Raw genomic sequence first — 19,146 nt, 5'->3', positions numbered from 1 at the left:
GTCAGGCCCGGTGCGAACCGTCACCGGACCTGCGACGTCGATCTTTCCGACGCCGCATAGCGGCCCGATAGCGCAGGCCGCGACACGGCGCGGGCAGGGGGGAGCGGAAGGGGCGCGCAGCGGCCGCAGGGGCCGCGCGCGCACCCCGGGGGGGCGGGTCAGCCGTCCGTTCGGCCGGGCCGCGGGTCCTGGGCGCGCGGCACGCCCAGCTCCCGCCAGATCCCGTCCAGCGCCGCGACGAACGCCTCGACCTGCGCGGGCTGGTGGACGGCGCCGGGCGCGCTGCGCAGGATCTCCTGGCCCGCGCGCACGCTCGGCGCGTTGATCGCCTGCACGTAGATGCCGTGGCGTTCCAGCAGCAGGGCGGAGATCCGCCGGGCGAGCGCGTCGTCGCCGACGAAGATCGAGACGATGTGGGAGCCGTCGGAGACGAACGGGATGCCGTACTCGGTGAGCAGCCGGTGCGTCAGCCGCGCGTTCGCGTGGAGCCGCTCGCGCTCCTCGTCCGAGGTGCGCAGGTGCCGGACGGCGGCGAGCGCGCCCGCGACCACCGCGGGCGGCAGGGCGGTGGTGAAGATGAAGGGACGGGACAGGCCGCGCACCGCGTCGACCAGCGCGGCGGGGCCGGCGATGTACCCGCCGGTGGTGCCGAATCCCTTGGCGAGCGTGCCCATGATGACGGTGAACTGGTCCGCGATGCCCAGGCTCGCGGCGATGCCGGCGCCCTCCGGCCCGTACATCCCGACCGCGTGGACCTCGTCGAGGAAGGTCATCGCGCCGTACTTCCGGGCGATCCGGGCGATCTCGGCGAGCGGGGCGACGTCGCCGCCCATCGAGTAGACCGACTCCACGACGATCATCTTCGGCCGGTCGGGGTCGGCGGCGGCGATCAGCTCTTCCAGGTGCGCCGTGTCGTTGTGCCGGAAGATGTGCTTCTCGGCGCCGCTGTGGCGGAGTCCGTCGATGATCGAGGCGTGGTTCATCTCGTCGGAGAAGACGACGCAGTCCCCCGGCCGGCCGGCGAGGACGGTGAGGGCGCCGTCGTTGGCGGTGTAGCCGGAGGTGAACAGGAGGGCGTCCTCCTTGCCGTGCAGGTCCGCCAGTTCGTTCTCCAGCAGCACGTGGTAGTGGTTGGTCCCCGCGATGTTCCTGGAGCCGCCCGAGCCAGCGCCGTACTCGTCGAGGGCCTCCCGGGCCGCCGCCAGGACCAGCGGGTGCTGGCCCATTCCCAGGTAGTCGTTGCTGCACCACACGCTGATCTCGGCGGCGACCCCGTCCCGCAGGCTCCGGGCCGCCGGGAATTTCCCGGCGATCCGGCCGATCTCCAGGAACTCCCGTTTCGCGTTCGGCGCTCCACCTTCCGTCATGCGCAGCGAGAAGAGCTCCAGGTATTGGTTCATGACGACCCTTTTCTCCGAAGGCTGCACCGATGCGGGGCCCGGACCGGCGGAGGAAAGTGTCTCAGGGCGAAATATCATTTCGATGGCGCGGGCTGCGACAATCGATGTCCTCTCGATTTACCGATTCCCTCCCTGGTGGGCCCGCATTGCCTGTTGTACGCTGTGCGGAAATTCCTCGGACCGGCACGACTGGAGTTTCCCATGCCGTCGGAAGAAACGTACGTCAGCCAAATCCTTGAGGTAATCTCCGCGGACCCGGAGAAAGTGGTCCTGTCCTGGCGCGACCGGACGCTCACCGCGGCGGAGCTGACCGCCCTGGTCCGGTCGGCCGCGCAGGCCCTGCACCGGCAGGCCGGCGGGAGCGGCGCCGACACCGTGGTCGCCGTGCTGACCGTCACCAACACCGCGCCGACGCTGGTCCTGCGGTACGCCGCGAACCTGGTCGGGGCCACGGTGGTCCACCTGCACACCACCAACGCGGTCGACCCGGCGGACCGCCTGGCCGCCGGCGCCAAGCTCAAGATCCTCCGGGACACCGGGGCGACGCACCTGGCCGTCGACGCGGAGAACCTCGCGGCCGCCCGCGAACTGCGCGAGCGGCTGGGCGCCCCGCTCACCCTGGTCGCGCTCGGCGACCTCGGCCCCGACGTCCTGGACCTGACGGCCGGGGACGCGGACGCGCTGGACACCTCCGGCATCGACATCGCGCCCGACCGGCCCGCGGTGGTGACGTACACCAGCGGGACGACCGGCGAACCGAAGGGCATCGCCTTCGACTTCCGGGCCCGCAACGGCTTCATCTCCGCCGGTCTCCAGATGCGGTGGAAGTCCGTCTACCTGGCCTTCCTCCCGCTCAGCCACTCCAGCGGCGCCACGGCCGACGACTCGCTCGCGTCCGGCGGCTCGGTGGTCCTGCAGGACGGCTTCGACCCGGGCGACGTGCTGCGGGCCGTCGCGCGGCACCGGGTCACCCGGATGCTGCTCTCCCCGCCGCAGCTGTACCTGCTGATGGACCACCCGGAGGTCGGCGCGACCGACCTGTCCAGCCTGCAGATGGTCACCTACCTGGGCTCCCCCGCGTCCCCCGAGCGGCTCGCCGAGGCGGTCAAGGTCTTCGGCGACGTGCTGCTCCAGGTGTACGCGACCAGCGAGGCGGGCTTCGTCAGCATGCTCTCGCCCGCCGAGCACCTCGACGCCCGGCTGCGGGCCACGGTCGGCCGCCCGATGCCGGACTGGGTCCGGATCACCGATCCGGACGACCACCGCGACCTGCCGCCCGGCGAGACCGGCGAGGTCGTCGTCCGCTCGCCGTTCACGATGAGCGCGTACGTGGCCGAGCCCGAACTCACCGCCCGGACGGTGCGCGACGGCTGGGTGCACACCGGCGACCTCGGCTTCGTCGACCCGGACGGCTACCTCCACCTGCGCGGCCGGCTCGGCGAGGTGATCAAGACCAACGGCATCAAGATCCATCCGGTGACGGTGGAGAACGCCCTGCTGGCCCACCCGGACGTCGTGCAGGCCGCGGCCTTCTGCGTCCGGGACGCGGACCGGATCGAGTACCTGCACGCCGCCGTGGTGCTGCGCGACGGGGGCACGGCCGGCCCCGACGAACTGGCGGAACACGTCCGGGCCACCGTCTCGCCCAAGCACGTGCCCGCGCGGATCCGGGTCCGCGCCGCGCTGCCGCTCACCGGCGTCGGCAAGCCCGACAAGGCGCGGCTGGCCGCGGAAGCGAGCGGGTGAGCCCCCGGTGACGCTCTCCGTGGCGGCCGTCCTCGCCGAGTCCGCGCTGCGCCGGCCGGAGCACCCGGCGATCGTCTCCGGCGCCCGGCGGATCAGCTACCGCGAGCTGTGGGACGGGGCGCGGCGGTACGCGGCGGCCCTGCGCGCGCGGGGCATCGGCCCCGACGACAAGGTGGCGCTGCTGCTGCCCAACACCCCGCACTTCCCGCTGGCCTACTTCGGCGTGCTCGCGCTCGGCGCGGTCGCGGTGCCGGTGCACGCCCTGCTCCGGGCGGAGGAGATCGCGTACGTGCTGCGGGACTCCGGGGCGGCGGCGCTGGTCTGCGCCGCCCCGCTGCTGGCCGAGGGCGGCCCGGCGGCGCAGGCGGTCGGCACCCCCCTGCTCACCGTCCTGGAGGACGAGGAGGGGGGCGACCCCGATCGGCGGCTGGACGCGCTCGCGGCGCGCAGCGCCCCGATCGACCGCCAGGTGCCGCGCGAGGCCGGGGACGTCGCGCTGGTCCTCTACACCTCCGGCACCACCGGCCGGCCCAAGGGCGCCCAGCTCACGCACCTCAACGTGGTGATGAACGTCGACACCACCATGCTGTCGCCGTTCGACTTCACCGCGGACGACGTCCTGCTCGGCTGCCTGCCGCTGTTCCACACCTTCGGCCAGATCTGCGGCATGAACACCTGCTTCCGGGCGGGGGCCACCATGGTGCTGATGCCGCGCTTCGACGGGCCGGGCGCGCTGGACCTCATGGTGCGCGAGGGCTGCACCGTGTTCATGGGGGTCCCCACGATGTACACGGCGCTCCTGGAGGCGGCCCGCGCCGACCCGCGCAGGCCCGCGCTCGACCGCGCGTTCTCCGGCGGCGCCGCACTGCCGGTGGCGGTCCTGGACGCCTTCCGGGAGACGTTCGGCTGCCCCGTCCTGGAAGGGTACGGGCTGACCGAGACGTCCCCGGTGGTGGCCTACAACCAGAAGGCGTGGCCGCTCAGGCCCGGCACGGTGGGCCGGCCGATCTGGGGCGTCGAGGTCGAGATCGCCCGGGCCGAGGTGGCGGACCGGATCGAGCTGCTGCCCGCCGGCGAGACCGGGGAGATCGTCATCCGGGGGCACAACGTGATGGCCGGCTACCTGAACCGGCCGGAGGCGACCGCCGAGGCCGTCGTGGACGGCTGGTTCCGCTCCGGCGACCTCGGCGTGAAGGACGCCGAGGGCTACCTCTCCATCGTCGACCGCAAGAAGGACGTGGTGCTGCGCGGCGGCTACAACGTCTACCCGCGCGAGGTGGAGGACGTCCTGGCCCACCACCCGGCGATCGCCCAGGCGGCCGTCGTCGGACTCCCCCACCCCGTCCACGGCGAGGAGGTCTGCGCGGTGGTCCGCGCCCGCCCCGGCACCACGCCGGGCCCGGCCCTCGGCGCCGAGATCACCGCCTGGTGCCGCGAGCGGATGGCGCCCTACAAGTACCCGCGCCGGGTGGAGTTCGTGGACGCCTTCCCCCTCGGCCCCAGCGGCAAGGTCCTCAAACGCGAACTGGTCGCCCGACTGACCGCCACGGACCGGCCCGACCGCTGAGCGCCGCCCGCCGGGCCGACCGGCGGCCGGTCACTGCCGCGGCCCCCCGCCGCTTTGCACGGCCCTGTTCGGGGCGCGCATCATCGGTGTAGGAGCGCCGGCCCGGCGCCGTCCGTGCGCCGGGCCGCGGTTGGGGACGCGGGCCCGGGCGGGTCGGTCGTCCGGCGGTCGGGGGCGATCGAGGGAGTTGGTGTCCGGTGAGCGCCCGGTTCGAGGTACCGCCGCTGTACTGCCCGCTGCCGCCGCCCCGCCCGCACCCGGACGAGGCGCTGCTGGAGCGGCGTGCCCTGGACCGGCTGGACGCGGCCGGGCTGTTCGCCGACGCGGCCGACCGGGCGCGGGCCGCGGACACCCGCTCCCACGAGCTGATGAGCCGGATGACGCCGGACGCCCCCACGGACCTCGTCGAACTCGGCGTCGAATGGGCCTACTTGGCGTTCTCGTTCGACGACCGGCGCACCGATGCCGGCCCGGTGTCCGCCGACACGGCCGCCCTGTGCCTGTGGTTCCAGGGGCTCAACTACGCCGCGACCACGACGGACACCGGTGCGCTTCCCGACGACCCGTTCTACCCGGCGGTCGCCGACCTCTCCGCCCGGATCAGGGCCGCCACCACGGCCGCGCTCTGGTCGCGCTGGCTCACCGACAGCAAGGCCGCCGCCTTCTCCGCGCTGTGCGAATCGGCGTACCGCGGCACCGGCCGGCCCGCCGACTTCGCCACCTTCCTGACCGTCCGCCCGGACCTCGGCCTGGGCCCCGGCACCCTCACCTGCGCCGAGATCGCGGCCGGGCTGCGGGTGCCCGAGGACGAACGCCACGATCCGCTGGTCCGGGCCGTCACCCAGGCCTGCGGTCTGCTGATCGCCCTGGACAACGACCTGTACTCCTTTCCCAAGGAGGAGTGGGCGGCCCGGCGGGCGGGCCGCGACCCGCTCGCCGAGCCCGCCCCCGTCCCGATCCTGATGCGCGAACACGCGGAGCGCGCCGACGAGGCGGCGCGGCGGCTCGCCTCGATCCGCGACCGGATGACCCACCGGGCGTTCCGGCTGGCCGAGCGCACCGCCCGGCGCCCGCTCAGCCGCGACACCCGCACGATGATCGACATCTCGCTCGCCGTCGTCTGCAACGACCTGTACTGGGGCCGGAGCGCCGCCCGCTACACCCGCTGCGGGCCCGACACCGTCGAGCTGGTGTGGAACGGGTTCACCGACACCCCGCCGTCCGACGACCGCCCGCTCCCCTACCCGGCGGTGTCCTGGTGGTGGGAGCTGGACTGACGCGGGTGGAGGAGGGTCCGAGATGACCGGCGCCGTCCCGTACACGGCCGTGCACGCCGAACGCTTCGCCCGGCTCCGCGACGAGTGCGGCGAGCTGCTGGCCGCACGCGGGCGGCAGCCGCTCGCCCTGCGGGACATGTTCGACCACGACGGGTTCTCCATCGACGCCTACTGCCGCCGCCTCACCCCCAACCGGCATGCGGCGGCGAGCAGTTCGGCGGCCGAACGCTTCGCCCGGCGGCAGGGCGTCTGGCTGCCGGGCCTCAGCGAGCACGTCTGCGACATGTCGGCGTACCTCTACCCGGGGGCGAGCCGGGAGCGACTCACCGTCCTGAACGAGCTGTACGCGATCAACTGGTACCTCGACGACACCATCGAGCGCGAGAAGTTCGCGGCCATGACGCCGGCGGAGCGCCTGGCGGCCGCCCGCGTCCGGGAGCGGATCGTCGCGCTGTGCCGAACAGCCGCGGGCAGCGGGGCCGTTGACGCCACCGACGGCGTGGAGGAGGCGATGCTCCTGGTCCTCGACGAGCTGCGGGCCGACTCGACGCCGCAGTGGTACGAGCTGTTCGTCCGGCAGTGGGTGGAGCACCTCGACATGCCGCCGCGCCGTCGAGGACTGCGGCGCCGCCGCTCCGCTGGACCGGGCCGCCCACCGGATCTGCGCCGCCAGTTGCCTGTCCAACGACGTGTTCTCCTTCCCCCGCGAGTTCCGCGAGGGCTGCGACGCCAACGCCGTCGCCGTGGAGGCCCTCGTCCGCCCCTCGCTCACCCTGGTCGAGGCGATCGCCGCCACCATGGCCCGCGTCCGGCGCCACACCGTCGAGTTCCTGGCCGCGACGGCCGCCCTGCGGTCCGCCGCCGCCCGCCTCGCCCCGGGCGAACCGCGTTCCGGGATCGAGGAGTTCACCCACGGCGTCCAGGACGTCCTGCGGGCGACCTGGCTGTGGCAGCTCCGCAGCCCCCGCTACCGCGAGACCCGCGCCGTGTTCCGCTGACCGTCGGCCGAAACGGCCGGGACAGCCGGACGGGGCGGCCCGCTCATCCCGGGTCGCCCGGCTGTTCCGTCCGGTCCGGCGCCGCCGCGCGTGCTCCGCCGGCCGGCGGCACGGCGGTGAGGGGACGCAGGCCTTCGGTGTCGGGCGCGAGGTCCAGGGGCTCGGCTTCGAGGCGCCGCCAGCGGGCGCGGATGTCGGCGAGGAGCGCGTGGTCGGTGGCCAGCGCGATGACGCAGTCGCCGCCGACCGCGCCGGAGGTCTTGGCGGCAGCGCCGCGGTGGGCGGCCGCCGCCGTCAGCAGCGCCGTGCGGTCGGCGGCCTCGCGCGGGGCGATGCGGTGCGCGAGGCGGTCGAGCAGGACGCCGTAGGCGAGGATCGGGCGGCGCAGCGCGTCCCAGTCGCCGGTGCGGGCGGCGCTCCAGAACCGGTCGAGTTCCGCGTGCAGGCCGGCGAGGAACGCGTCGGCGCCTTCTCCCAGGCGGTGGAAGCGGTCGATGCCGGTGGGGGTGTCGACGGTGATGCCGCTGAAGGCGGCGGTGAGGCGCAGCCGGGGCGGGAGGTCGACGGCTTCGGCCCGGGGGTGCCGGCCGGCGGTGCGGTAGGCGGTCCAGCCGCCGGTGAGGGAGGCGGCGATGTCGCCGCCGCTGCCGCGTCCGTGCTGGTGGGCGCGGTGGACGTCGACGGCGAGCGGCAGCAGGGCGCGGCGCAGGGCGGGGGCGGTGGTGTCGTGGCCGGCGGTGGCGGCGAGCGCGCCGAGCACGGCGACGGTGGCGGCGGCGCTGCCGCCGAGGCCGACTTTGCGGTGGGCGTGGCGGCCGCGGCCTCGGACGGTGATCCGCAGCGGGCCCGGGCCGGGGAATGCGGTGCGTCCGGCCCTGGCCGCCGCCGCGAGGAGCGCGCCGCCGGTCCCTGCGGGCACCTCGTCCAGGGGGGCGTCGAGGCGGAGGTCGGGGGCGTGGAGGCGCCAGCCGCGCCGGCTGGGCTCGGTGCGGCATTCGATGCCGGAGTCGACGGCGGCGAGCAGGGCCCGGCCGCCGTGCAGGACGGCGTACTCGCCGATGACGTACAGGCTGCCGGGTGCGAACACCGCCACGTCGTTCACCGCGCACCGCCCCGGTGGCCCGCCGTGCCGCGGGCGGTCCGGGGCGGGGGCCCGGCGAGGGTGCGGGGCGGCCCGCCGGGGCGGGTGCGCAGGACGTGCAGGACGCCGGGGACGCGGGCGAGTGCGCGCAGCACGCGCCGGGCGTCGGGGGCCTCGCACAGCACTTTCACCTGCGGCCCGGCGTCGACGGTGAAGTACGCGGGCACGCCGCGCTCGCGCAGCCGCCACACTTCGCGGATCACCGCAACGGTGGCGGGCTCCCAGTACAGCAGTGGCGGGTCGGCGCCGAGCATGGCGGCGTGCATGCGCAGGGCGTTGCGCTCCGCCGCCGGGCCGAGGGCGCCGAGGTCGCGGGCGAGCACGGCCTCCCGCACGGTGTCGAGGTCGCCCGCGCCCGCGGTGAGCCAGGCGTCGTAGAACGGCGAGGTCTCCCTGGTGCGGTGCATGCCCTCGCGGGACGGGACGCGTTTGGGGCCGGTGCGGGTCACGGCGACCAGGACCGTCAGCGGCCAGTGCGCGGCGGGGGCGACCTGGGTGACGCTGCCGCCGCCGTCGCCGGGCTGCCACTGGACGAATCCGCCGAGCATCGACCGGCACGCCGACCCGGAGCCGTACCGGGCGAGCGCCGCGAGTTCGTCCGGCGGCGGGCGGGTCGGCGCGAGTTCGGCGAGCGCGTGGGTGAGCGCCGCGTAGGCGGAGGCGGAGGAGGCGAGGCCGGCGGCGACCGGGAAGTCGGAGGTCACGGTGACCTCCACCGGGCGTGCGATGCCCAGCCGGGCGCGGGTGCCGGCGACGAACCGGAGGAGGTCCCCGTTCGGCGCGGGCGGCTCCCAGCGGGCGAGGTCCACCCGGGCCCTGCCGGTGCGCTCCGCCACGCGGGCGGAGGAGGAGAGGCCGTCCAGGGTCAGGGACAGGCTCGGCCCGGCCGGTCCGTGGCCGGGCCCCGGCGCCTTTCCCCAGTACTTCACCAGGGCGACGTTCGCCTGGGCCCGGGCCCGGACCACGGCCGGCCGCCCTGCGCCGCTCGGGGCCGGCGCTCGCGCGAACCCTGCCATACGTCGATGGTGCGCGCCCCGGGCGGGGCCCCGCAAAAGGGCGCTGCCCGTCCCGGATTCCGCCCTTCCACGGGCGGGCCTAGCATGAAATGTGCCCGCTATGGTGCCGTCCGGGGAAGAAGACGACCTGCCATGACGTCCCGACTGCCGGGCTTCCACCGGCTGCCTCTGCAGGAACGCCGAGACGCCCTTGCCGAGGCCGCGGGGCTGTGCCCGGCGGATCTGGAGGCACTCGCGAGCGACGTCCCGCTCGATGCGCCGCACGCCGACCTGCTGATCGAGAACGCGGTCGGCGTGTTCGCGCTGCCCTACGGCGTCGCCGTGAACTTCCTGGTGAACGGCCGTGACCGCCTCGTTCCGATGGTCACCGAGGAGCCGTCCGTGGTCGCCGCCGCGTCCAACGCCGCACGCCTGGTCCGCCGGGCCGGCGGCATCGAGGCCGAGGCCGCGCCTTCGCTGATGACGGGCCAGATCCACGTCATCGACCTGGCGGACGCCCGGGCGGCCGCGGAGCGGGTCGAGCGGGCGGCCGGCCGCCTGGTCGAGCAGGCCAGGGCACTGCAGCCCCGCATGGTGGCGCGCGGCTGCGGGGCCCGCGCGGTCACCGCCACCGCCCTGCCCGACGGCAGCCTGCTCGTGCATCTGGAGACCGACGTCGGCGACGCCATGGGCGCCAACGCCGTCAACGCCCTGGTCGAGGAGATGGCCCCGCGCCTCTTGGAGGTCACCGGCGGCACCGCCAACATCCGCATCGTCTCCAACCTCGCCGACCGGCGCCTCGCCCGCGCCCGCGCCTGCCTGCCCGAGGAACTGCTGCACACCCGCGAGCGCCCGGGCCGCGACGTGGCCCGGCGGATCGCCCGGGCGTGCGACCTGGCGGCGGCGAGCCCCCACCGGGCCGTGACCCACAACAAGGGCATCATGAACGGCATCGACTCCCTCGCACTGGCCACCGGCCAGGACTGGCGGGCCATCGAGGCCGGCGCCCACGCCTACGCCGCCCGCACCGGCGCCTACCAGCCGCTCGCCACCTGGCACCACACCGACGGCCACCTCACCGGCCGCATCGAGCTCCCCCTCGCCGTCGGCACCGTCGGCGCCCGGATCACCGGCAACCCCCGCGCCGGCCTGTCGCTGCGCCTGCTCGGCGTCACCGGCGCCCGGGAACTCGCCGCCGTGATGGCGGCCGTGGGCCTCGCCCAGAACCTCGCCGCGCTGCGCGCGCTGGCCGACGAGGGCATCCAGCAGGGCCACATGGCGCTGCACCGCCGCACCCGCGGCCCCGCACCGTGACGGCGCGGGCCGCCACGGCGAGCGCGCCGGGCAAGGTGATCCTGTTCGGCGAGCACGCCGTCGGCCGCGGCCGTCCTGCCGTCGCCGTCCCCCTCGACCGCACGCTCGCTCTCACCGCGACCCTGCGCCACTGCCCCGCCGGCGCCCGCACGGCCGGGGCGCCGGCGGATCCGCGCCTCGGGGCCGCGATCGCCCTGGCCGCGGGCGGCTTCGGCCTCGATCCGGACGAGGTCGCGGTGCACGTCGACTCCGAGGTCCCGGCCGGCTGCGGACTCGGCTCCTCCGCCGCCCTCAGCACCGCCCTGCTGCGGGCGCTGGCCGACCTCACCGGCCGGCGCCTGGGCCGGGACGAGTTGTGGGAGCGCGCCACCGCCGTCGAGGCCGCCTTCCACGGAACGTCCTCCGGCCTGGACGTCGCCGCGGTCGTCCTCGACGTGCCCGTCTGGTTCGACCCGGCCGCCCGGCCCCGCGCCGTGCCGCTGGCGGTCGGACGCGACCTCGCCCTCGTGGTGGCGGCCACCGGCGACCGGCGCTCCACCGCCGACCAGATCCGGCGCGTGCGCCGCTACGAGAACGACAGGCCCGACACGGCGCGCCACGCGTTCCGCCGGCTCGGCGCCCTCGCCGCCGCCGGGCGCGACACCCTCCGCGCAGGTGATCTGCCCGCGCTGGGCGTGCTGCTGGACGAGGCCCACGCACAGCTGGCCGGCCTGGGCCTGTCCACGCCCGCGCTCGACCGCGCGCGGGCCGCCGCCCGTGCAGCCGGGGCCCTGGGCGCGAAGCTGACCGGCGCCGGAGGCGGCGGCGCGATCGTCGCCCTCGCCCCCGATGCCCCGCAGGCCGTCGTCCGGGCTCTTCGCGCCGCCGGCTTCGAGGCGTTCACCACCCGCATCCGCGCGACCCGCTGAACCCGACCGGGCGAGGTCAGGACGTCCGCCAGGCGACCCGGTCGGCCAGCGCCCGCAGCTGTTCCCGCACCTCGTCGGGCGCCGGCAGGCCCGCCAGGGCGGCCGTCGCCCGCTCGTGCCGGTCGGCGATCATCCGCTCGACCTCCCGGTCGGCGCCGGTGTCGCGCAGCAGCGCCCGCAGGGTCTCGGCGTCGGCGTCGCCGAGCAGCGGGTTGCCGTAGAGGGCGTGCAGCAGCGGCGCCTGGGCGGGGGTCGCGCCGCGGTGGGCGAGGGCGGCGAGGACGGTGTGCTTGCCCTCGCGCAGGTCGTCCAGCGCGCTCTTGCCGGTCTCCTCGGGGCGGCCGAACGCTCCGAGGAGGTCGTCGCGGAGCTGGAACGCCTCGCCCAGCGGTGTCCCGAACGCGCTCAGCCGCTCGTGGAGCGCCTGGTCGGCCCCGGCGAGGGCTGCCCCGATCTGCAGGGGCCGCACGCAGGTGTACAGGGCGGTCTTGTAGCGGATCACCGTCCACGCCGGCCCGGTGTCGGCGGTGGGCCGGCCGGTGGCGACCAGGTCGAGGCACTGCCCGTACATCACCTCCTCGCGCATGGCGTCGACCAGCGGGCGCAGCCCGGCGCGGCGGTGCCCGGCGAGCCCGGCCGCCGCTTCCTGGAGGAGTTCGTCGGACCACAGTAGGGCGAGGTCGCCGGTGAGGACGGCGACGCTGGTGCCGATGTCGTCGGCGAGCTCGCGGGTGCGTCCTTCGCGGTAGCGGGCGGCCAGGGCGCGGTGCACGGTCGGCCGGCCGCGGCGGGTGTCGGAGTGGTCCATGACGTCGTCGTGGACCAGGCAGAAGGCGTGGAACATCTCCAGCGCGGCGCCGACCCGGACGGCCCGCGTCAGGCCCTGCTCGCCGGTGCCGCCGGCGGCCTGCCAGCCCAGCAGGCACAGCACGGGCCGGATCCGTTTGCCGCCGGCGGCGACGAAGTCGGCCAGCGCGGTCGGCGCGTCGTCGGGCAGCCCCGCCCTGCGCGCCCGGGCCGTCTTGGCGGCGAGGAACTCCGCGAGGACCCGGTCGACGCGCCTGCGGATCTCGTCCGGTCCCGGCCGCCGCCACGGGGGCCCGGGCCCGCGGGGGGCCGGAGCGGGGTGCGCGGCCGGGGGTGTTCGGTCGAAGGCCACGGGGATTCACCAGAGCTTTCACCGGGGGCGTGGTCCGTCCGGCTTCCACGCTGCTAGCCCTGGTCGGATCCGTCCACCCGGCACCTGCCGCCGTCCGGCCGCGGGGGTCGCCGGAGTCGGCCGGCCGGGCCGGTGGTTTTGCGCGGGCGCGAGCGGTTAGCCGCGTGGCTGGGCCGGCCGGGCCTCGGGGGTCGCAACCGCGCTGCGGAGGAGCTGGTGATGAAGGTTTCCGACTACGTTCTCGAACGGCTGCGCGAGTGGCAGGTGGAGTACGTCTTCGCCTACCCGGGCGACGGCATCAACGGGCTGCTCGCCGCGTGGGGCCGCGCCGGGGACCGGCCCCGGTTCGTGCAGGCCCGGCACGAGGAGATGGCCGCCTTCGAGGCCGTCGGGTACGCGAAGTTCTCCGCGGGCGCGATCCATCTGCTGAACGGGCTGTACGACGCGAAGCTCGACCACGTCCCGGTGGTGGCGATCGTCGGGCAGACCGACCGCACCGCGATGGGCGGCTCCTACCAGCAGGAGGTCGACCTGGCCGCGCTGTACAAGGACGTGGCCTCGGAGTACTGCGAGGTGGTCACCGTCCCCGCGCAGCTGCCGAACGTGCTCGACCGGGCGATGCGGATCGCCGCGACGCGGCGCACGGTCACCGCCCTGATCATCCCCGGCGACGTGCAGGAGCTGGACCACGAGCCGCCCGCGCACGCGTTCAAGCAGGTCCCGTCCAGCCTCGGCGTGCCGCAGTACGCGCCGATCCCGACCGACGCGGAGCTGGCGAGGGCGGCGGAGGTCCTCAACGCCGGGCAGAAGGTCGCGATGCTGGTCGGCCAGGGCGCGCGGCACGCCCGGCCCGAGGTGATGCGGGTGGCGGACCTGCTCGGCGCCGGCGTGGCGAAGGCGCTGCTCGGCAAGGACGCGCTGCCCGACACGCTGCCGTACGTCACCGGGTCGATCGGCCTGCTCGGCACCCGCGCCTCGTACGAGATGATGCGCGACTGCGACACGCTCCTGGTGGTGGGCTCCAGCTTCCCGTACAGCCAGTTCCTGCCCGAGTTCGGCCAGGCCCGGGCGGTGCAGATCGACCTCGACCCGGCCATGGTCGGGCTGCGCTACCCGTTCGAGGTCAATCTGGTCGGCGACGCCGCCCAGTCGCTGCGCCGGCTCGTCCCGCTGCTGGAGGCCAGGGCGGACGGCTCCTGGCGAAAGACGGTGGAGGACAACGCCGCGCGCTGGTGGGAGGTCATGCAGCGCCGCGCCGAGGTGGGCGCCGACCCGGTCAACCCCGAGTACGTCGTCCACTCGCTGGACGCGCTGCTGCCGGACGACGCGATCGTGACCGCGGACTCCGGGTCGGCGGCCAACTGGTACGCCCGCCACCTGCGCTTCCGCGACGGCATGCGGGGTTCGCTGTCGGGCACGCTGGCCACCATGGGGCCGGGGGTGCCGTACGCGATCGGCGCGAAGTTCGCCCACCCGGACCGGCCGGCGATCGCGATCGTCGGCGACGGGGCGATGCAGATGAACGGCCTGGCCGAGCTGATCACCGCCGCCAAGTACTGCCGGGAGTGGTCGGACCCGCGCCTGGTCGTCGCGGTGCTGAACAACCGCGACCTGAACCAGGTCACCTGGGAGATGCGCGCGATGCAGGGCGCGCCGCAGTTCGAGCCGTCGCAGAGCCTGCCGGACGTGCCGTACGCCGACATCGCCCGGACGTTCGGGCTGGACGGGGTCCGGGTCGAGCGGCCGGAGGACGTGGGACCGGCCTGGACCAGGGCGCTGGCGGCGCAGCGGCCGTTCGTCATCGACTTCCGCACCGACCCGGCCGTGCCGCCGATCCCGCCCCACGCCACCTGGGACCAGATCAAGGCGGCCGCGCTGTCCGTCCTCAAGGGGGACAGCGACCGCACCGCGGTGGTGCGCCAGGGCGTCAAGTCGAAGATGCAGGAGTTCCTGCCCGGCAGCGGCAGGAGCTGACCCGGACGGCGGCCGGCGCCCCGCCTCCGGAGCTCCCGCCCGCGCCGTCCGCGCGGTTCACCCGGGTCTCCCGGCGGGAGCGGCTGCCCGCTACCGGAAAATCCCGACGAGCGGGTCGCCGCCCTCGGCGCATGCGAAGGCGCCCGTGCAGCACCGCTCCCACCCGTCGGGCGCCCCGAACAGCACCGCCTGCGACCAGTGGTCGCCGGCTCCCGAGGCCGGCAGGTGGAGCCGCAGCCCGAGCGACTCCACCGTCACCTCCGAGGGCGGCGGCGCGGACGGGCGGGCGGGTCCCGGCAGCACGGACAGGACGTCCTGGGCGGGGTTCTCGAACAGGTCGACGCCGTCCCACACCACGGGAGTGGCACTCCCGGTGCGCTTGCGGTCCACGGCGATCCGGGTGAGGCGGTCCGGGCGGCCGGGGCCGCCGCCCGCGACGGTCAGGACGACGTCGCCGAAGGCGGCGGCGGTGTTCCACGCGGGGTCGAAGAGCATGCGGGAGAGCCACGCGGCGTGGGCGTGCCGGAGTTCCGGGTAGCCGGCGCGCGTCAGCGACATGCACTGCCGCTCCAGGTGGACCCGGGTGGCGGCCGCCAGCAGCGCGCGGACCTCCTCGGGGCCCGTTCCGAACCTGAGCGTCCCGGCCCCGGCCGGCAGGGCGACGCCGATCCCCGGCAGAATCTCCAGCACCGCCCCATTGTCCACTCCCCCGGGTGCCGATCCTGCGCCGCCCCCCGAGGTCAGCCGGCGGTGCTCCAGCTGTGGGCGACGTCGATGACGAGCCGGTTGTCGAGCTGGAAGACCTCGAACGGCAGGCGGGCCCGGACGCCGAGGCCGAACTGGCTCTCGCCCTCCATGCTGCCGGCGAAGCGGGCGTCCACGAAGGTGCGGTGGCCGGTGAGGTCGACGCCCGGCAGCGGGTCGCCCGACCGGGCCGGGTAGACCCTCTGCCCGGTGGCGGGATCGTAGCTGCTCGCCCCGACGACGATCTCCAGGACGGCGCCGCCGCCCACCTGGATCGGCTTGCCGGAGCCGGCCTGGTAGACGGTGTTGCCGTCCGTGTAGTGCACCCGGTAGGCGAGCGGGTTCGTCGGCGAGGTGCCCGGGACGTCGATCACCAGGCGGTCGAAGCACTCGTGGGTGCCGGTGCGGACGTTCGTCAGCGCCTGCGGCTGGTACGGGACGCTCCGGTCCTGCCGGTCGAGGCTCCCCCAGCCGGTCGAGCAGCCGGTGGTGGCGGTGACGGCCGAGGCCGTCGGGACCGCGGTCGCCGCCACCCCCGCGGCGAGCACCACGGCAGCCAGCGCGGTGGTCCACCGTCGCATGTCGTTTCCCCTTTCCCCGCCGGCCCCGATGGCCGGCCCGTAATGATCCACGCGTCGGCACGCCGAAAGGTGTCACCTCGGTGAGCGGTCCTTGCGGACATGCCGCGGCCCGGCCACGTGGGTGCGTGTCCGGGCCGTGCGGGTGGAGGCGTGGCGTCAGCCGGCGAGGGTCTTGTCCAGCGCGTCGAGGCCGTCGGCGTAGATGCCGTGGAAGAGGTCGACGACCTCCTGCTCGGTGGCGTTCACGGGGTTGAAGCGGCCGGACCACTGGACCTCGGCGAGGTCGTCGCGGCCGGGGACGGCGTCCACGCGGATGGTGGAGACGTAGCCGTCGACCGGGAACGGGGCCTGCAGGATGGCGTAGCTGTACTGCCGTTCGGTCTCGTTGAAGTCGACGAGGCGCTCGACGATCACCTCGCCCTCGGGGTTCTTCAACTGCCGGACGCGGCCGCCCTCGACGGCGACGCTCTCGGGGATGTAGGGCAGCCAGTCGGGCAGGGCGTCGAAGCCGCCGATGAGGGCCCAGACCTGCTCGGGGGTGCCGGGGACGGTGCGGCTGACGGAGGTGGAAGCCATGGTCGGTCCTTTCGGATCAAGGGGTTGCGGTTCAGGCGCCGGCGGGCAGCGGGGCGGCCGGGCTGACCAGGCCGGAGGCGCGCAGCTCCTGCCAGAACGCGGCCGGGACGGTCTCGTTCAGTGCGGAGACGTCCTCGGCGATGCGGCTGGGCCGGGTGGCGCCGGGGACGGCGGCGGCGGAGACGGGGTGGGCGAGCGAGAACTGCAGGGCGGCGGCCTTGATGGAGACGCCGTGGTCGGCGGCCAGGCCCTTCAGCCGGGTGACGCGCTCGATGATGTGCGCGGGGGCCTGCTGGTACTCGAAGTGGGCGCCGCCGGCGAGGATTCCGGAGCTGTAGGGGCCGCCGACGACCATGTCGACGCCCTGCTCCTGCGCCATCGGCAGCAGGCGCTGGAGGGCGTGCTCGTGGTCGAGCAGGGTGTAGCGGCCGGCGAGCAGGAAGCCGTCGGGCTGCGGCTCGTCGAGGGCGAGGGTGAGCTCGATCGGCTCGGTCTTGTTGACGCCCAGGCCCCAGGCCTTGATGACGCCCTCGTCGCGCAGCCGGGACAGGACGCGGAAGGCGCCGGTGCGGGCCTCCTCGAACTTGGCCAGCCAGGCGTCGCCGTGGAAGTCCTGGGCGATGTCGTGGACCCAGACGATGTCCAGGCGGTCGGTGCCCAGGCGCTTGAGGCTGCCCTCGATGGAGCGCTCGGTGGCCTCCGCGGTCCACTCGTGGAGGATCTTGTTGGGGTTGCCGTGCTCGAACAGGCCGCCCTTCTCGCCGAGGTCGCGGTTGTCGCTCTCGTGCTCGTCGAGGATGACGCGGCCGACCTTGGTGGACAGCACGTACGCGTCGCGCGGCTTGCCGGAGAGCACCTCGCCGAGGCGCTCCTCGGCCAGGCCCGCGCCGTAGAGCGGGGCGGTGTCGTAGTAGCGGATGCCCTGGTCCCAGGCGGCCTCGACGGTGGCGCGGGCCTCCTCGTCGGGGATCGCGCGGAACATGTTGCCCAGCGGGGCGGTGCCGAAGCCGAGCTTGCCGGGGAGGAGGTTCTTGAGGGTCATGGCGGTGCCTTTTCGAACGGAGGGTGCGCGACGCACGGAGTCAGAAGATGCGAACGCGCCTTACATGCTTAGACAATAGTTGCATGCGCGGGCTAATGCAAACGCGCTATGCCTCGGGCCCGGCGAAGTGCGGCAGGACGTGCTCCGCGAGCTCCTGAAGGACCTCCTCCACCGGCCGGTCGTTGGGCCGCAGGTTGAAGGAGACGTGCGAGACCCCGAGCTGCGCCATCGTTCCCAGGTGCTCGATCAGGGCGTCGCGGCCGGTGCTGAGGCCGAGCCGGATCGGACGGGCCGGGGCCTGCGGGTCCTCCTGGAGGGCGAGCACCATCGGGGTCAAGTACGGCTTGTCGCCCGCGAGTTCGCGCCACTGGCGGGTCCGCAGGCGCAGCGCGCCCAGGTCGCGCGGGTAGTTGAGCGAGGCGTCGGCGTGCTCGGCGACCCACTCGGGCTTCTGCTGGGCGCCGCCGGCGACGGCGATCGGGATGCCCTGCTGCGCGGGCTTCGGCAGCACCTCCAGCTGGAACTCGGGGCCGAGCCCCGCCGCGGGCAGCTCCAGCGGGCCGGGTCGCCAGGCGGCGCGCAGGGTGTGCAGGCCTTCGCGGAAGGCGGTGCCGCGGGCCTCGAAGTCCCGTCCGAAGAGCGGGTACTCGACGGGGCGGTCGCCGCTGGCGAGGCCGAGCAGCATCCGGCCGCCGGAGAGCGCGTCGACGGTGGCGGCGGCCTTGGCGACGAGCAGCGGTTCGCGCAGCGGCAGGACGACGGCCGCGGTGCCGAGGACGGCGCGCTCGGTGACGGCGGCGAGGTGGCCGAGGTGGGTGAAGGTCTCGAAGACCGTCCCGGCGTCGCCGAAGCGGACGGGGTCGAACAGCGGGACGTCGCGCACCCAGAGGCCGGCGAAGCCGAGCCGGTCGGCGAGCCGGGCGAGGCGCGCGTGGTCGGCGAGGTCCGGGACGCCGTGGGGGCGGCCGGCGGCGCGGTCGGCGGTCTGCCGGGAGGGGCCCCAGTCGTTGTCGAGGGGCAGTTCCAGGCCGAGGGTGAGCCGGCCTTCGCCGGGGGCGAGGCGGGCGAGGGCGGGGTGACGGGGTGCCATGGGTGATTCGGTCCTCAGGAGCGGTGGAACGGACGAAGCCCGCTGCGGGCCGGCCGGGGAAGGGCCGGCCGGCAGCGGGCTTCCGGAGATGCGGGGCCGGTCAGGCTGCGTTGAACTCGTCGGGGTTCGGGCCGGTGCGCAGGCCGCGGTCGGTGGCGGCGACGGCGGTCATCTCGTCGTCGGTGAGGGTGAAGTCGAAGACGTCGAGGTTCTGGCGGATCCGGGCCGGGGTGACGGACTTGGGGATGACCAGGTTGCCGAGCTGCAGGTGCCAGCGCAGCACCACCTGGGCGGGGGACTTGCCGGTGCGGTCGGCGATCGCGGTGATCGCCGGGTCGTCGAGGACGGCGCCCTGGGCGAGCGGGCTCCAGGCCTCGGTGGCGATGCCGTGCTTCGCGTGGAAGGCGCGCAGTTCGGCCTGCTGGAGGCCGGGGTGCAGCTCGACCTGGTTGACGGCGGGCACCAGGCCGCCGTTGTCGATCAGCCGGGTGAGGTGGGCGGGCTGGAAGTTGGAGACGCCCGCGGCGCGGATCCGGCCCTCGGCGGCGAGGCGCTCGATCGCCCGCCAGGAGTCGAGGTACAGGTCGCGGGCCGGGGTGGGCCAGTGGATCAGGTACAGGTCGACGGTGTCCAG

General features: G+C 75.0%; 17 protein-coding genes. 7 read left to right on the top strand and 10 right to left on the bottom strand.

Annotated elements, in window-relative coordinates; all coding sequences use genetic code 11:
* Positions 1 to 158: 158 nt before the first annotated feature.
* On the bottom strand, positions 159 to 1,400 hold the full coding sequence (gene hemA / locus ACWEMJ_RS12865) for a 5-aminolevulinate synthase (protein WP_452137045.1): 1,242 nt from the start codon (positions 1,398 to 1,400) through the stop codon (positions 159 to 161).
* Between the two features lie 201 nt (positions 1,401 to 1,601).
* Between hemA and ACWEMJ_RS12860 the strand changes: the two genes are divergently transcribed.
* The 4 genes from ACWEMJ_RS12860 to ACWEMJ_RS12845 all read left to right on the top strand — a co-directional run bounded on the left by ACWEMJ_RS12860 (position 1,602) and on the right by ACWEMJ_RS12845 (position 6,988).
* Entirely contained in the window at positions 1,602 to 3,146 is a 1,545-nt protein-coding gene (locus ACWEMJ_RS12860) for a class I adenylate-forming enzyme family protein (RefSeq protein ID WP_452137044.1), read from the top strand.
* A gap of 7 nt (positions 3,147 to 3,153) precedes the next feature.
* Positions 3,154 to 4,713, top strand: a complete 1,560-nt coding sequence (locus ACWEMJ_RS12855; RefSeq protein WP_452137043.1) for a long-chain-fatty-acid--CoA ligase — start codon at positions 3,154 to 3,156, stop codon at positions 4,711 to 4,713.
* Between the two features lie 197 nt (positions 4,714 to 4,910).
* A complete protein-coding gene (locus ACWEMJ_RS12850; protein ID WP_452137042.1) occupies positions 4,911 to 5,990 on the top strand; it encodes a terpene synthase family protein in 1,080 nt (359 codons plus the stop codon).
* Between the two features lie 689 nt (positions 5,991 to 6,679).
* Complete coding sequence (locus ACWEMJ_RS12845; protein ID WP_452137041.1) at positions 6,680 to 6,988, top strand: hypothetical protein; 309 nt, start codon at positions 6,680 to 6,682, stop codon at positions 6,986 to 6,988.
* Positions 6,989 to 7,031: 43 nt separating this feature from the next.
* Here ACWEMJ_RS12845 and ACWEMJ_RS12840 read toward each other — a convergent pair whose 3' ends face one another.
* Together ACWEMJ_RS12840 and mvaD are read right to left on the bottom strand one after the other, a co-directional pair.
* Complete coding sequence (locus ACWEMJ_RS12840; protein WP_452137040.1) at positions 7,032 to 8,081, bottom strand: mevalonate kinase family protein; 1,050 nt, start codon at positions 8,079 to 8,081, stop codon at positions 7,032 to 7,034.
* 5 nt (positions 8,082 to 8,086) lie between these two features.
* On the bottom strand, positions 8,087 to 9,145 hold the full coding sequence (gene mvaD, locus ACWEMJ_RS12835; protein ID WP_452137039.1) for a diphosphomevalonate decarboxylase: 1,059 nt from the start codon (positions 9,143 to 9,145) through the stop codon (positions 8,087 to 8,089).
* 6 nt (positions 9,146 to 9,151) lie between these two features.
* Here mvaD and ACWEMJ_RS12830 point away from each other — a divergent pair, with 6 nt between their 5' ends.
* Together ACWEMJ_RS12830 and mvk are read left to right on the top strand one after the other, a co-directional pair.
* The gene (locus tag ACWEMJ_RS12830) at positions 9,152 to 10,438 is read left to right on the top strand and encodes a hydroxymethylglutaryl-CoA reductase, degradative (protein WP_452137038.1); all 1,287 of its coding nucleotides are present in this window, start codon (positions 9,152 to 9,154) and stop codon (positions 10,436 to 10,438) included.
* The gene (gene mvk / locus ACWEMJ_RS12825; protein WP_452137037.1) at positions 10,435 to 11,346 is read left to right on the top strand and encodes a mevalonate kinase; all 912 of its coding nucleotides are present in this window, start codon (positions 10,435 to 10,437) and stop codon (positions 11,344 to 11,346) included. The genes ACWEMJ_RS12830 and mvk overlap by 4 nt, the downstream gene beginning before the upstream one ends.
* A gap of 16 nt (positions 11,347 to 11,362) precedes the next feature.
* On the opposite strand, the gene ACWEMJ_RS12820 is transcribed toward mvk, so the two are convergent.
* Positions 11,363 to 12,505 (bottom strand): polyprenyl synthetase family protein, encoded by a 1,143-nt coding sequence (locus tag ACWEMJ_RS12820; protein ID WP_452137036.1) that lies wholly within the window; start codon positions 12,503 to 12,505, stop codon positions 11,363 to 11,365.
* Positions 12,506 to 12,724: 219 nt separating this feature from the next.
* Between ACWEMJ_RS12820 and ACWEMJ_RS12815 the strand changes: the two genes are divergently transcribed.
* Positions 12,725 to 14,479: a thiamine pyrophosphate-requiring protein gene (locus tag ACWEMJ_RS12815; RefSeq protein WP_452137035.1), complete on the top strand. Its 1,755-nt coding sequence runs from the start codon at positions 12,725 to 12,727 to the stop codon at positions 14,477 to 14,479.
* 90 nt (positions 14,480 to 14,569) lie between these two features.
* Here the strand turns inward: ACWEMJ_RS12815 and ACWEMJ_RS12810 are convergent, their stop codons facing one another.
* The 6 genes from ACWEMJ_RS12810 to ACWEMJ_RS12785 all read right to left on the bottom strand — a co-directional run.
* Positions 14,570 to 15,169, bottom strand: a complete 600-nt coding sequence (locus tag ACWEMJ_RS12810; protein ID WP_452137034.1) for a hypothetical protein — start codon at positions 15,167 to 15,169, stop codon at positions 14,570 to 14,572.
* A gap of 50 nt (positions 15,170 to 15,219) precedes the next feature.
* Positions 15,220 to 15,804 (bottom strand): AMIN-like domain-containing (lipo)protein, encoded by a 585-nt coding sequence (locus tag ACWEMJ_RS12805; RefSeq protein WP_452137033.1) that lies wholly within the window; start codon positions 15,802 to 15,804, stop codon positions 15,220 to 15,222.
* A gap of 156 nt (positions 15,805 to 15,960) precedes the next feature.
* A complete protein-coding gene (locus tag ACWEMJ_RS12800) occupies positions 15,961 to 16,380 on the bottom strand; it encodes an SRPBCC family protein (protein ID WP_452137032.1) in 420 nt (139 codons plus the stop codon).
* 31 nt (positions 16,381 to 16,411) lie between these two features.
* Positions 16,412 to 17,422 carry an aldo/keto reductase gene (locus ACWEMJ_RS12795; RefSeq protein ID WP_452137031.1) on the bottom strand — a complete coding sequence of 337 codons (1,011 nt, stop codon included), beginning with the start codon at positions 17,420 to 17,422 and terminating at the stop codon, positions 16,412 to 16,414.
* Between the two features lie 106 nt (positions 17,423 to 17,528).
* A complete protein-coding gene (locus ACWEMJ_RS12790) occupies positions 17,529 to 18,512 on the bottom strand; it encodes a TIGR03571 family LLM class oxidoreductase (RefSeq protein ID WP_452137030.1) in 984 nt (327 codons plus the stop codon).
* A 100-nt stretch (positions 18,513 to 18,612) separates the two neighbouring features.
* Positions 18,613 to 19,146, bottom strand: a 534-nt coding sequence (locus tag ACWEMJ_RS12785; RefSeq protein ID WP_452137029.1) for an aldo/keto reductase, incomplete at its 5' end; no start/stop codon positions are given.

This window comes from Kitasatospora sp. NPDC004531 (assembly GCF_053602195.1).
This window is presented reverse-complemented; position numbering and strand designations above follow the sequence as displayed.

Excerpts from the sequence above, each read along its gene's own strand:
- ACWEMJ_RS12805 (WP_452137033.1), bottom strand. The coding sequence starts at position 15,804 with ATGCGACGGTGGACCACCGCGCTGGCTGCCGTGGTGCTCGCCGCGGGG.
- ACWEMJ_RS12795 (WP_452137031.1), bottom strand. The coding sequence starts at position 17,422 with ATGACCCTCAAGAACCTCCTCCCCGGCAAGCTCGGCTTCGGCACCGCC.
- mvaD (WP_452137039.1), bottom strand. The coding sequence starts at position 9,145 with ATGGCAGGGTTCGCGCGAGCGCCGGCCCCGAGCGGCGCAGGGCGGCCG.
- ACWEMJ_RS12860 (WP_452137044.1), top strand. The coding sequence starts at position 1,602 with ATGCCGTCGGAAGAAACGTACGTCAGCCAAATCCTTGAGGTAATCTCC.
- ACWEMJ_RS12800 (WP_452137032.1), bottom strand. The coding sequence starts at position 16,380 with ATGGCTTCCACCTCCGTCAGCCGCACCGTCCCCGGCACCCCCGAGCAG.
- ACWEMJ_RS12830 (WP_452137038.1), top strand. The coding sequence starts at position 9,152 with ATGGTGCGCGCCCCGGGCGGGGCCCCGCAAAAGGGCGCTGCCCGTCCC.
- ACWEMJ_RS12815 (WP_452137035.1), top strand. The coding sequence starts at position 12,725 with ATGAAGGTTTCCGACTACGTTCTCGAACGGCTGCGCGAGTGGCAGGTG.
- ACWEMJ_RS12790 (WP_452137030.1), bottom strand. The coding sequence starts at position 18,512 with ATGGCACCCCGTCACCCCGCCCTCGCCCGCCTCGCCCCCGGCGAAGGC.
- hemA (WP_452137045.1), bottom strand. The coding sequence starts at position 1,400 with ATGAACCAATACCTGGAGCTCTTCTCGCTGCGCATGACGGAAGGTGGA.